Consider the following 13,214-nt stretch of genomic DNA (forward strand, 5'->3'; position numbering starts at 1 on the left):
TCCGGACTGAATTACCAACCCAACCTCTATAATAACAGGGAGAACTGAAATGAACTGGAAGACAATTACGCTTACCGCTGCGCTTGCGACCTCTGCCGCGGTCCTGCCGGCCAAGGCCGACCAGCTCGACACGATCATGGCGAACAAGACGTTGCGTTGTGCCACTTTCGCCGACGTGCCGCCTTTCGCCTCGCCGGATCCGAAGACGCGCGAAATGGCGGGCTTCGACGTTGACCTTTGCGGCGCCATCGCCAAGGAACTCGGCGTCAAGGCCGAGGTCAAGCCGGTGTCGGTTGAAGCGCGCGTCCCCGAAGTCAAGCTCGGCCGCGTCGATCTCTCGGTCGCCAACCTTGCCTATACCCAGAGCCGTGCAGAACAGATCCAGTTCAGTGACCCTTATTACCTGGCTAAGGAAATGCTGATCGTTCCGGTCGATGACCCCGGCACCAAGAAGTCCGATTTTGTCGGCCAGCGCATCGCGTCCAGCAAGGGCTCGACATCGGAACTCTCCGTCAAGCTCAACAAGTCCGAGCCGCTGACGTTCCAGGATACGGCGTCCGCCTATCTTGCCGTTCAGCAGGGCAAGGCGCGCGGCATCGTCGGCAACACCATGACGATGACCAAGTTCGTCAACGAATCCAAGACCAAGGGCAAGCAGATGCGGATGATCGAAGAGCCGATGCTCTTCCAGCCCATCGGCATTGGCATGGCCAAGGATAATCCGGCGCTGACCGCCAAGATCAACGAGATTCTGCGCAAGCTCGATGCGGATGGCGAAATCAACCGCATCTGGGACAAGTGGCTTGGTCCGAACACCGAATACAAGATGACACGCACCGACAAGGTCGTGCCTCTGTCCGAACTGAAGTTCGATCCGATCCCCTGAGCTTCGGCTCAGCTTCAGTCATCATTCCATCTATCCAACATCATTATCGGTCGGCGAGACGTTCTCGCCGACGGTTTCAACGTGGGAGGTTTTCATGATCCACATTAAAGATATCGCGCAGCGTCCGGCCAAGGCCGATGTTGAAGCCCTTGCCAAATTCTCTCCTGCGACGATCCATGAGGCGCAGGGACGTCGTGGCGCATTGTCTTCGCGGCTGAAGCCGGTCGATTATCGCATGAAGCTTTGCGGTCCGGCCTTCACGGTCAAATGTGCGCCGCGCGACAATATCATGCTGCAGCTGGCCATCAACTATGCCAAGCCGGGTGACATCATTGTCGTTTCCGCTGGTGAATATGAAGAAGCGGGTTCCTTCGGCGATGTGCTCGCCAATGCCTGCCTCGCAAAAGGCATCGGCGGTCTGGTGACCGATACCGGCGTGCGTGACACGCTGCAGCTGCGAGATCTCGGCTTTCCCGTCTTCTCGCTTAGCGTCTGCATCAAGGGCACGGTCAAGGAGACCATTGCCGCGGTCAACGATCAGGTGATCGTCGGCGGCGAAATCATCAATCCGGGCGATATCATCGTCGGTGATGCCGACGGTCTTGTCGTCGTGCGACGCGAAGAAGCGCAGGAAGCGGCGAAGCTTTCGCAGGCCCGCGAAGATGCCGAGGCCGGTTACATCGAAGCCTACAAGCAGGGCAAATCGGTGATCGAGGTCAGCAAGCTCGAGGCTGTGCTGAAAGCCAAGGGCCTCGTGGTCGATATCTGAGACAAATCCAGGGAAATGGCCTGGCGGCAGTAGCCGCCATGCCGAACCCCCATGGGAGGAGCGAATATGAAAGCGGTTGTCATCCACGCGGCCAAGGATTTGCGGATCGAAGAACGGGAGGCGGAGCAGCCCGGCCCCGGACAGGTCGAGGTCGCCATCGAGGCGGGTGGTATCTGCGGCTCCGACCTGCATTATTACAATCACGGCGGCTTCGGCACCGTGCGGGTGCGGGAGCCGATGATCCTTGGCCATGAGGTCGCCGGCACCATCAGGGCTTTGGGAGAAGGCGTTTCCGGTCTTGCCGTCGGCGACCGCGTTGCCGTGTCGCCGAGCCGGCCCTGCAACCATTGCGAATTTTGCCTGAAGGGCCAGCAGAACCAGTGCCTGAACATGCGCTTTTATGGCTCCGCCATGCCGATGCCGCATATTCAGGGCGCATTCCGCCAGCGCCTCGTTGCCGAGGCCTATCAGTGCCACAAGGTGCGCGACGGTATTTCCATCCATGAAGCGGCCATGGCTGAACCCTTTGCAGTGACGCTGCATGGTGTCAACCGAGCCGGCGCATTGACCGACAAGCGTGTTCTGGTCACCGGCTGCGGGCCGATCGGCGCGCTTGCCATCATCGCTGCCCGCGCCCACGGCGCCCGGGAAATCGTTGCGACCGATGTCATGGATGCGGTTCTGCAAAAGGCGCTTGCCGTCGGCGCCGACCGTGTCATCAATGTTGCCAGCGACCCGGATGCGTTATCAGCCTATTCGGCGAACAAGGGCTACTTCGATGTGCAATTTGAAGCCTCCGGAAACGAAAGGGCCGTCCGGTCGGGTCTCGAAGCGCTGAAACCGCGCTCCACGGTGGTTCAGCTCGGTCTCGGCGGCGATGTGTCCATTCCCCAGAACATGGTGGTCGCCAAGGAAATCGAGATGAAGGGCACGTTCCGTTTCCATGAGGAATTTGGACTTGCCGTCGATTTCATCAACCAGCGCCGCGTCGACCTGAAGCCTCTGCTGACCTGCACCTTCCCGTTGGAAGAGGCGGTCACGGCATTTGAAACCGCCGGTGACAGAAGCAAATCCATGAAGGTTCAGCTCGCCTTCTGATAGGTCCGATTTATGGTCCGGAGACGGCTGCACGGTAACTTTTGGTGCGGCCGTTCATCCGCCGGAATTAGCGATCATTCGGGCCGGGAACGAACAAAGCGCTGTTCCAGAACCTCGCTTCCCCATTGGCTACCAGGACGTTCTTCGACACAGGCGAAACCGTGGGTCTCGTAAAGATGTCGGGCGGCCGAAAGGCCGTTGAATGTCCAAAGATGGGTTTCCGAAAAGGCCTTTTCATCCGCAAAGGCCAGAGCGGCTGCAAGCAGCCTGCGTCCGACACCGCCACCGCGAACACTGTCATCCACTATGAACCAGCGTAGATGCGCGTTGCCCGATCCAAGGTCTTCGCCGTCGATGGCGACGGAGCCGATAATCTCGTCGCCGCGCATCGCGGTCCATATCGCATTTTGCGGTCTTTCGAGCCGGCTGCAGAAGGAGGCGAGGCCTTCGGCGACAACGGATTCGAAGCGCTGGCCGAAGCCGGATGTCCGGGCGTAATAGAGCGCATGCATCTGTGTTATGCGGGCGATGATGCCTGGCCGGTATCCTGAGACGATATCGATAGCCGGAGTGGTGGCATCGCCTCGGTCTCCCAGCGCATCGGCATAAAGGCGCAGCCCCGCAAGGATGGTGTTTGCATCTGCCGGTGTGAGCTGTGTCAGGGCGCCGGATACCTGGCGGTTGGCGAAGGTGTGAATGGCGCCGACCCGTTTTTGTCCCTTGTCGGCAAGAAACAGCAGCTTGATACGGTTATCCTGTTCGTCCGTCTTCTCCAGAATATCTCCTGACAGGACGAGTTTGCGAAGCATGCGGCTGATACTGGATTTTTCAAGCCGCAGAAGCTTTCCCAGATCACGCGCCGTAATTCCCGGGCACGTCTCGATCTCGATCAGGGCATGCACGGCGGAAGGTGGCAGGTCGGTGCCTGCGAAAGCGCCGCCCGTGAAACCGAGTTCCCGGACAAGCCGGCGCGAGGTGAAGCGGATGTCATTTATGGGGAGAGACTGTTCGGACATGTTAAATCCATTATGGTTGCATCGTGCAACGATAATCATACTCACCACGACCTGCCAAGTTCGGTCTTCTTTAAAATGCTGGATTTCTCCCGGAAATCGGGCAAGCTCCAGTTCAGGATCGTTGGCGCGACTTCAGGAATGACCGCCATCGAGAAAAAAGCCATCCTCAAGCAGTCCGCGCGGAAGGTTTCGTACCGTCGCGACGTGTAATTACCCGGCTATGGAGCAGACATGCCCGATACGCCTCGCTTCTTCCGTTATGCCGTTCTCGCTGCGATGTTGCCCGTCGCCGTCCTCGGCATCACGACGCCGCCGAATGAGTATCGCGCCGTCGGCATCGAGGCAGTCGATTGTGATGGGCCTATATCGGTTCTGATCCCTGCCGTGCCGGCACTTGTAGCCTATGCCATTATCGGCTGGGTGTTCCTGTCAGGTACAAAGCGCCACCGTTCCCTGATCTCTGGCAGCATTTGTGTGGTGATATCCTTGGCGCTCATCTGGAATATCGGCGCAGCGCTGCTGGAACATCGGCGAAACGCCCTGGAAATGGCCTGTGATTACAGCGGGAAGCTGTAACCTTGCCTGGAAATGCGGAATACGGTTCTATCCGTGAAACCGCAGGTTCCGGCGCGTCAGCTGCTCGACAGTGGTGCAGCCCATCAGCTTCATGCCGCGCTCGATTTCGATGCGCATCATTTCCAGCGCCCTTTCCACCCCCGGCTGGCCGGCGGCAGCGAGCGGGAAAAGATAATAGCGGCCGAGCCCCACAGCCTTTGCGCCCAGAGACAGGGCTTTCAGAACATGGGTCCCGCGCTGTACGCCGCCATCCATCATTACGTCGATCCGGTCGCCGACGGCATCAACAATCTCTGCCAGCTGGTCGAAGGCGCTGCGGGAACCATCGAGCTGGCGACCGCCGTGATTGGAGAGCACGATGCCGCTGCAGCCGATTTCGACAGCGCGCCGGGCGTCGTCAACCGACATGATGCCTTTGAGGCAGAAGGGTCCATCCCATTCTTTCACCATCTGCGCCACGTCATCCCAGTTCATGGAAGGGTCCAGCATCTCGGTGAAATAGCGGCTGATGGAGAGCGCCCCGCCATCCATTTTTATGTGGCCGTCGAGCTGCGGCAGGCTGAAGCGCTCATGCGTCAGGTAATTGATGCCCCAGGCCGGCTTGATGGCGAATTGCGCGATGCCGGAGAGATTGAGCTTGAAGGGGATGGCAAAACCAGTGCGCTTGTCGCGCTCGCGGTTTCCGCCGGTAATGCTGTCCACGGTCAGCATCATCGTCTCGACACCGGCACTTTTGGCGCGCGCCATCATATCGCGGTTGAGGCCACGGTCCTTGTGGAAATAGAACTGATAGACCTGCGGCCCGCCGCTGATCCGGCGTGCTTCCTCAAGGCTGGTGGTGCCGAGGGAGGAGACGCCGAACATCGTGCCGAACTTTCCAGCCGCGGCCGCGACCGCCCGCTCTCCCTGATGGTGGAAGAGACGCTGCAGCGCCGTCGGGGAACAATAGACCGGCATGGAGAGCTTTTGCCCCATGACGGTGACCGACATGTCCACGTCGGACACACCGCGCAGCACATCCGGAACAAGATCGCAGTTTTCAAAGGCGGCCGTATTTCGCCGATACGTTACTTCGTCGTCGGCAGCGCCATCTATGTAGTTGAAGATCGGTCCGGGAAGACGCTGTTTGGCCATACGGCGAAAATCGTGGAAATTATAGCAGTCTTTGAGTTGCATCTGTCGCTCGACCGGTCCGGTTTGAAAGCCCTGAAAAGATTGCTCGAAACCTATACCGGGGATTTGGGGCGGGCAATCGGCCTGCCGACGATTTCCGCAGGCTCGAAGCATGAATAATTCAGAGGCGGGGCGGAAGCGCTAAACGGGGCCTGCAAGCTGTTCGGTGGAGACCGCATGCAGCGCTTTGCCAGTGCTGATGAAGCTTTCAATATTGCCGATCGTGGTATCCGCAATGTTTTTGAGGGCTTCCTCCGTGAAAAACCCTTGATGACCGGTTACCAGAACATTGGGGAAGGTCAGCAACCGTGCAAAGACATCGTCGCGCAGCACGTCATTGGAAAGATCTTCAAAAAAGAGATCGGCCTCCTCCTCATAGACATCGATGCCGAGAGAACCGATCCTACCGTCTTTCAGACCCGTGATCGCGGCGCGCGTGTCGATGATTGCGCCGCGGCTGGTATTGATGAGCATCACGCCTTTCTTGAGGAGGGGCAGCGTCTCCTTGCGGATCAGGTGCCTGGTCTCCGGCGTGAGCGGGCACATCAGCGTAAGAACGTCGGATGTCCGGAACAATTCCTCCCGCGTCACATAGGCCACGCCCAGCGCCTCGCAATCAGGATTCGGCTGAAGATCGTGGCCAATGAGACGGCAGCCAAAACCGGCTGCAATACGCGCAAAAATCGCGCCTATCTTTCCAGTGCCGACGATGCCGATGGTCTTGCCGTGGAGATCGAAACCAAGCAGGCCATCAAGGGCGAAGTTGCCTTCGCGGACGCGGTTATAGGCGCGATGGATCTTGCGGTTGAGTGACAGGATGAGCGCCATCGTGTGTTCGGCAACCGCATAGGGCGAATAGGCGGGAACGCGAGCAATGGTCAGGCCCAGCTTTTCGGCAGCCACGAGATCGACCTGGTTGAAACCGGCGCAACGCAGGGCGACGAGCTGCACGCCCATTTCCGTCAGCCTTTCGAGCACGGGCCGCGACAGGTCATCATTGACGAAGGCGCAGATAGCACCTGCTCCCTCCGCCAGCGCCACCGTTTCAAGCGACAGGCGCGCTTCGCAATATTGTATCCGCATGTCTGACCGGGCGGCGGCGTCAAGGAACTGCCTGTCATAGGGCTTGGCGCTGTAAACCACGATCCGCATCTGCTTCTCCAGTATCGAGTACGAAAGTTACCGTTGCGGAGACCCTGTGTCCGGTACGTGGCCTCAGCTGCGAAGGCCCGGTGCTTCCTGCCCGGTGCTTTCTACATATTCGGTGTAGCCGCCGCCAAATTGGTGAATGCCATCCGGGGTCAGTTCAAGTACCCGGTTTGAGAGGGCGGCGAGGAAATGACGGTCGTGGGAAACGAACAGCATCGTGCCCTCATAATCCGACAGGGCCTTGATCAGCATTTCCTTGGTATCGAGATCAAGATGGTTCGTCGGCTCATCGAGTACCAGGAAATTCGGTGGATCGAAAAGCATGGCCGCCATCACGAGGCGGGCTTTTTCACCGCCGGACAAAACGCGACAGCGTTTTTCGACATCGTCTCCGGAAAAGCCGAAACAGCCGGAAAGCGCGCGGAGCGGCGCCTGTCCGGCTTTTGGAAAACGTTCCTCCAGCCATTCCAGAATGGTGCTGTCGCCATCCAGAACATCCATGGCGTGCTGGGCGAAATAACCGAGCTTGACGCTGGCACCGAGCGTGACATTGCCGGAATCCGGCGCGGTCGTGCCGGTCACCAGCTTCAGCAGGGTGGATTTTCCAGCGCCATTCACGCCCATGATGCACCAGCGCTCCTTGCGCCGCACCATGAAATCCAGCTCGCCATAGATCGTGCGGCTGCCATAGGCCTTGTTGACCTTCTTCAGCGCCACGACATCCTCACCCGATCTTGGGGCCGGTGCGAATTCGAAAGCGACCGTCTGGCGCCGTTTTGGTGGTTCGACGCGGTCGATCTTTTCAAGTTTCTTGACGCGGCTCTGCACCTGCGAGGCATGTGAGGCACGCGCCTTGAAGCGTTCGATGAATTTGATTTCCTTGGCGAGCATGGCTTGCTGGCGCTCGAATTGCGCCTGCTGCTGCTTTTCGTTCTGTGCCCGCTGCTGTTCGTAAAAGCCATAATCGCCGGAATAGGTGGTGAGGTTGCCGGCATCGATCTCGATGATCTTGGTGACGATACGGTTCATGAATTCGCGGTCATGCGAAGTCATCAACAATGCGCCGTCATAGTTCTTCAGAAAATCCTCAAGCCAGATCAGGCTTTCGAGATCGAGATGGTTCGACGGTTCGTCAAGCAGCATCACGTCCGGGCGCATCAAAAGGATGCGGGCGAGCGCCACACGCATCTTCCAGCCACCGGACAGTTTTGAAACGTCACCGTCCATCATTTCCTGGCTGAAGCTCAAGCCATCCAGAACCTCACGGGCGCGGCCCTCCAGTGCGTAGCCGTCAAGCTCTTCGTAACGCGCCTGCACTTCACCGTAACGTTCGATGATGGCGTCCATTTCGTCCATTCGGTCGGGATCGGACATGGCGGCTTCCAGCTCCCGCAGTTCCGCTGCCACTTCGCTGACCGGGCCTGCACCCTCCATGACTTCGGCGACGGCGGAGCGTCCGGACATTTCGCCGACATCCTGATCGAAATAACCGACCGTCATGCCCTTTTCGACGACGACCTGTCCCTCATCGGGCTGCTCCTCGCCGGTCATCATCCGAAACAGCGTGGTCTTGCCGGAACCGTTCGGGCCGACAAGGCCGATCTTCTCGCCGCGATTGAGCGCAGCGGAGGCCTCGATGTAAAGAATGCGGTGACTGTTCGACTTGCTGATATTTTCGATGCGGATCATGACAGGGCCTATGAATGGGAGCGGCCCTCCTATGCCACGGGTCGCCGCCGCTGTCACCTGCTACGCATGTCTTGTCAGCCATGAAGAGCCCGGGAAGACTGGCCTCCGGGGCAAATACCCCGGAAGCGATATGTTTGCGTCTTCGCCCGCCGAATTTTCGTCAGTTGGTCAGCGTGGCTATGCTGCCGGCTGCCTTGCGGGCGATTTCGCCAAAGGCGGTGACAATCTGCTCCATGTTTTCGGGCGCGTAATAATTGTCGGTGCTGGAAGCGCAATATTGCAGCAGCGACTTGCCCTTGTCCGGCGCCATGAAGGCGACGCTGAAGATCTTGATCCCGTCTTTCTTGGCGGTCTCGCAGGTGGTGCGCACCGACTGGTCGATGCTGGAACTCCACGAGGAGCTGTTTCCAGTCATTTCACCGTCGGTCATGAGAACGATATAGCGCTCGAAGGATTCGCTTTCCTGTGTCTTATGTGCCTTGGCTTCGTCCGGATTCGTTTTTTTAAGAGCGTTGTAAGCGGCATTCAGGCTGCTGCGGGCATCCGTGCCGCCAGTGGGAAATTCGGGAATCTGTTTATTAACGTAGCTGACAACGCTGTTCGTACCCCAGCTGATAGCCTGAGCCGCATAGGTCTCATGTGTATATACCGACGCGCCGGTCCGAACGAGCTGGGAGCCGCCACTTGCGGTGTAGGTCGGATCGGCCTTGTTCAATGTAGCAACGAGAAAGCTGACGGCGGTCTTCAACGATGTGGCCTTGTTGACATAACAGGGCGATGTCTTGCCGAGATTGGGATACTTGCCCCAGTTATCGGATGTGTAGTTCTGGCAGGACGTTTTAGCGCTGTCGACACTGTCCGTCTTGAAGGACATCGAACCGGAGCGGTCGAGCACCAGATACATGGATATCGGTGCGCCTTTGTTGACGGTACTTTTCGCGGTTCCGGTCGCTGCGATATCGAGTGTCTTAATACCGACGAACCCCAGCAGCGGATTGAGCTGCACCTGGCGGTATAGCGTGGTCTCGATGGTATAGGTCTTGCCGCGCGCATCTTCCTTAGCGGAAACGCCAACTGGGGAGTTCTTCTCCAGTTCCTTTTTCTCTTCCTCGGTCAGGCTCTTTTCCATCTGCCCAGCGATGAAGGCCTTGGCGATTTCCTTGATTTGTTCGTCTGTGAGCGCGCCTTCCTTCAGGCGTGCCTCGGTTGCTGCGGCGAGCGCTGCGGAATCCGCCGTGTTCTGCAGGTCGGCTTTCACCTGCATCACATTCGCCAGCTCCAGGCCGGCTCCGGCCACGCCCAGCAACATCGGCAGCAATATTGCCGTCATGATGCCGAAATTACCGCTGGTATCGGCAAGGAAACGGCGCTTCAGTTTTTTGTTTGTGGAGGCGGTCATGATGGGGCTCACCGATTAGAATATGCGACTGAGCGCAGAAAACCCGTAAAGGATATAAAATCCGCTAACACGAAGATTATAATTTTATGAATCGTTCAAATTGGTGCAGTTTTTGAAGTATTTTTAAGAATTAATTGGTTGGAAGATTGAAATAACACATATTGTATCATTGCTGGACGGGAACCACATCCACCGCCTGTTTTATCTGCTGGTTGCCGTAGCTCTTCAGGACCCCGATCACCGGTGCGACATCCGAATAGTCGCGGCCATAACCGACGACGATGTGGTCGCTGCCGGCCACGATATCATTGGTGGGGTCGAGTTCCAGATAACCGGCCGCTTCTCCGCACCAGATGCGGACCCAGGCATGCATGGCATCGGCGCCTTCCAGCCGTTCCTTGCCAGGCGGAGGAATGGTGCGCAGGAAACCGCTGACATAACCGGCGGGAATACCGAGGCTGCGCAGCGCCATGATCATGATATGCGAAAAATCCTGGCACACGCCGCGCTTCAATTTAAAGGCTTCCGATGGTGTCGTATCCACGGTGGTCGCCTCGCCATCATAGGTGAAGTCCTTGTGGATGCGTTTGCACATGGCCAGCGCGATTTCGCGGATCGTCATTCCCGGTTTCAGCAACTCCCGCGCATAGGCGGATATTGCCGTATCCACTCCTATTCTGGGGCTCGCGCCAATGAAATGGTGTGGTGACTGGAAATCGATCGACCAGACATCGGCAAGGTTCTGCGGCAGGCGGGAAAGCTCGGGTGAAAAATCTGCCGTCATGGCCGGCGCTTCCACCATCACCCGCGCCTGCATGCGGATATCCAGCTTTTCATGCGGCGCGCGCAGATGCACAGACGTGGCCGATTGATGAAAGAAATCGTCAAAGACGGCACGTTCTTCCGGCACGGGCGAAACATCGATGGAACCTGCGACCAGTCTCTGCCGACCCGGGATCGACTGAGGCAGCACACGGATAATGTGGCGTGCGCCATGGGCCGGCGTGTCGTAGGTGTAACCCATATGCAGGGAAAGATCGTAAAGCATAGGGTTATCCGAGATATGTGCGGGCCAGAACATCGGACAGATGTTCCATGTCGGTTTCAAGCTGGCGATAGATCGCACCGTTCATGTTTTCCGGCGTCATGACGGCGAGCCCGGAATGAAGACGCATCGTTTCGCGGTAAAATGGCGACATCTGGCCGTTCACAAAGGCATTTGGAAGCTGCTCCACCTCAGTGCGGATTTCGTTCAACTGGAACAGGATCGAGCGCGGATTGAGCGGATCAAGCGCCAGAAGATCGGTGACCGTCAGGCCAGCCGTGGCGACATTGTAGCGGCGGCGATGGGTCATGACGCTATCGCCGATTTCGAGCAGCATGTCATAGGAACCATCAGGCGCGTCCGGCCCGGTCATGTGGCCGAGAAGCCGTGTCATATGCAGGCCGCGTTCAAGATAACGGCCGATCGACAGGAAACGCCAGCCGGTGAAACGGTACATGTTTTCATGCACGAGACCGGCAAAGCCGGCAAGCTTGCGCAGCAGGATGGTCATGGCGTGGGTAGCATCGTCGCCGGGCGCGACTTTCGCATGGAAACGGCGGGCCGTCTTGGCAAGGTCGTTCAGCGCCAGCCATCCATCGGGTGAAAAGCGGTCGCGGATATTGCTGGCGGAATAAAGCGCGCTGTTAATGTTGTTCAGCAGGCTTTCCGGCACGGCATCGTTCATCTCCACGTCAAGCGCTTCGAGATACCGCGTCACATGGGCGAGCAGGGGCTGACGCGGATCGGCCGATTCAGCATAACGCCCGTGCCAGGCGCGCAGGATGCGTAACGCGCCTTCAGAGCGTTCGATATAGCGGCCGAGCCAGAAGAGATTGTCCGCCGCGCGGCTCGGCAGGCTGCCCGGCATGTTGCGGGTAAAGCTCTCTTCCGCCGGCAGAAGCGTGGTGCGCTCCACCGGTTTTTCGCTGACGATCCAGACATCTGCCGCGCTGCCACCCGATTGCATGGCAATGGCGGAAACGTCATCGCCGCTTCCAATTCGGGCAAAGCCGCCCGGCATGATCTGCCAGCCATTCTGCGTGCGGGCGGCAAAGACGCGAAGGCTCATCGGGCGTGGTACGAGCTTGTTGCCGATATAGGCGGGCGTGGTTGAAAGCTTCACAACTTCCTGGCCCACCAGCCTGTGGCCGTCAGAGGCAAGCCAGTCGCTGATCGATTCCTTCGCCGTCTCGCGCAACGACGAACCGAGCACGGATTGGCCGTTATCGTCGAAGAAGGGCAGGCGGGAATAGGCCGGGCCGATGACCATGCCTTCGATATTGCCGGCAACATGGCGGCGTTCGGATTCCTGTCCGCACCACCAGGTAGCGATCGACGGCAGCTTCAGCTCCTCGCCCAGGAGGTGGCGGCAGATGCGCGGCATGAAGGCAAGCAGTGCCCGCGTTTCGAGAATGCCGCTGCCGAGGGCGTTGACGATGGTGAGTGCTTCGTTGCGCAACGCCTGCACCATGCCGGGTGTGCCGATATGGGATTGCTGGTTGAGTTCCAGCGGATCGGAATAGGACGCGTCGAGGCGCCGCCAGAGCACACCGATCGGCTTCAACCCGGCCACGGTTCGAACCATGACGCGGCCGTTGACGACGGTGAGGTCTTCACCCTCCAGCAGCATGAAGCCGAGGTAACGGGCGATATAGGCATGTTCGAAATAGGTTTCGTTGGCGGGGCCGGGCGTCAGCACCGCGATGCGGTCGTCCGGGTGCTTCCTGTGGGCCTGCAGCGTGTCGCGGAAAGCGCCGAAAAACGAGGCCAGCCGGTGAACATGGGTTTCGGCATAGATATCGGACAGTGCGCGGGTGGTGGCTACCCGGTTTTCCAGCGCGAAACCAGCGCCGGAAGGCGCCTGCGTCCGGTCGGCCAGCACCCACCAGTTTCCATCAGGTCCGCGTCCTATTTCGAACGAGCAGAAATGCAGATAATGGCCGCTTGCCGGTTTGACGCCAACCATCGGCCGTAAGTATTCCGGATTGGAAGCGATCAGCGCCGGCGGCACGTAACCTTCGTTCACCAGCCGGTTCTCGCCGTAAAAATCGGCAACCATGGCCTCCAGAAGATCGGCGCGCTGTTTCAGCCCCTCGGAGAGAACCGTCCATTCCCTGTCATCGATCAGTACTGGAATATGCGAGATCGGCCAGTTTCGCTCGCTGCTGCCCTTGCTGTAATCGCGGTAGAACACGCCTGCGTCGCGTAGATAGCGGTCGGTGCGGGCAAAGCGCTCGTGCAGTTCGCGTTCGGACATGCGCGAGAGCGCACCGAGCAGGTGCTTCCAGACCGGCCTCACCTTGCCGTCGGTATCGAGCATTTCGTCGGCCACGCCCGGCAAGGTGGAATAGCCAAGCCCGCGCAGTGGTGCGCCGGTTTCCGTCTTGCGTTCCGTTGCCGGGGCTTTGGACAAT

Annotated in this window: 11 protein-coding genes; 4 read left to right on the top strand and 7 right to left on the bottom strand. The window is 58.7% G+C overall.

The window, feature by feature from the left end:
• Window positions 1–49: 49 nt before the first annotated feature.
• From M0412_RS13245 to M0412_RS13255, 3 genes are all read left to right on the top strand, one after another.
• Window positions 50–886: an ABC transporter substrate-binding protein gene (locus M0412_RS13245; RefSeq protein WP_080819608.1), complete on the top strand. Its 837-nt coding sequence runs from the start codon at window positions 50–52 to the stop codon at window positions 884–886.
• Window positions 887–980: 94 nt separating this feature from the next.
• Window positions 981–1,655, top strand: coding sequence for a 4-carboxy-4-hydroxy-2-oxoadipate aldolase/oxaloacetate decarboxylase (locus tag M0412_RS13250; RefSeq protein WP_137005112.1), 675 nt, complete (start codon window positions 981–983; stop codon window positions 1,653–1,655).
• Between the two features lie 66 nt (window positions 1,656–1,721).
• The gene (locus M0412_RS13255; protein WP_269698918.1) at window positions 1,722–2,753 is read left to right on the top strand and encodes an L-idonate 5-dehydrogenase; all 1,032 of its coding nucleotides are present in this window, start codon (window positions 1,722–1,724) and stop codon (window positions 2,751–2,753) included.
• Between the two features lie 74 nt (window positions 2,754–2,827).
• Here the strand turns inward: M0412_RS13255 and M0412_RS13260 are convergent, their stop codons facing one another.
• Complete coding sequence (locus M0412_RS13260; protein WP_269698919.1) at window positions 2,828–3,769, bottom strand: helix-turn-helix domain-containing GNAT family N-acetyltransferase; 942 nt, start codon at window positions 3,767–3,769, stop codon at window positions 2,828–2,830.
• Between the two features lie 231 nt (window positions 3,770–4,000).
• On the opposite strand from M0412_RS13260, the gene M0412_RS13265 reads away from it, so the two are divergent.
• Window positions 4,001–4,345 (top strand): hypothetical protein, encoded by a 345-nt coding sequence (locus M0412_RS13265; RefSeq protein ID WP_269698920.1) that lies wholly within the window; start codon window positions 4,001–4,003, stop codon window positions 4,343–4,345.
• 27 nt (window positions 4,346–4,372) lie between these two features.
• Here the strand turns inward: M0412_RS13265 and M0412_RS13270 are convergent, their stop codons facing one another.
• The 6 genes from M0412_RS13270 to M0412_RS13295 form a co-directional block, all read right to left on the bottom strand.
• Complete coding sequence (locus M0412_RS13270; protein ID WP_269698921.1) at window positions 4,373–5,521, bottom strand: alpha-hydroxy acid oxidase; 1,149 nt, start codon at window positions 5,519–5,521, stop codon at window positions 4,373–4,375.
• 138 nt (window positions 5,522–5,659) lie between these two features.
• Window positions 5,660–6,670: a 2-hydroxyacid dehydrogenase gene (locus M0412_RS13275; RefSeq protein ID WP_269698922.1), complete on the bottom strand. Its 1,011-nt coding sequence runs from the start codon at window positions 6,668–6,670 to the stop codon at window positions 5,660–5,662.
• Between the two features lie 63 nt (window positions 6,671–6,733).
• Window positions 6,734–8,356 carry an ABC-F family ATP-binding cassette domain-containing protein gene (locus M0412_RS13280; RefSeq protein ID WP_269698923.1) on the bottom strand — a complete coding sequence of 541 codons (1,623 nt, stop codon included), beginning with the start codon at window positions 8,354–8,356 and terminating at the stop codon, window positions 6,734–6,736.
• A gap of 160 nt (window positions 8,357–8,516) precedes the next feature.
• Window positions 8,517–9,755, bottom strand: coding sequence for a TadE/TadG family type IV pilus assembly protein (locus M0412_RS13285; protein WP_269698924.1), 1,239 nt, complete (start codon window positions 9,753–9,755; stop codon window positions 8,517–8,519).
• A gap of 166 nt (window positions 9,756–9,921) precedes the next feature.
• Complete coding sequence (locus M0412_RS13290) at window positions 9,922–10,803, bottom strand: transglutaminase family protein (protein WP_269698925.1); 882 nt, start codon at window positions 10,801–10,803, stop codon at window positions 9,922–9,924.
• A gap of 4 nt (window positions 10,804–10,807) precedes the next feature.
• Window positions 10,808–13,213, bottom strand: a complete 2,406-nt coding sequence (locus M0412_RS13295) for a circularly permuted type 2 ATP-grasp protein (protein WP_142841652.1) — start codon at window positions 13,211–13,213, stop codon at window positions 10,808–10,810.
• Window position 13,214: the final 1 nt, after the last annotated feature.

The organism is Agrobacterium sp. O3.4, from assembly GCF_041414895.1.
Taxonomy (GTDB): domain Bacteria; phylum Pseudomonadota; class Alphaproteobacteria; order Rhizobiales; family Rhizobiaceae; genus Agrobacterium; species Agrobacterium cucumeris.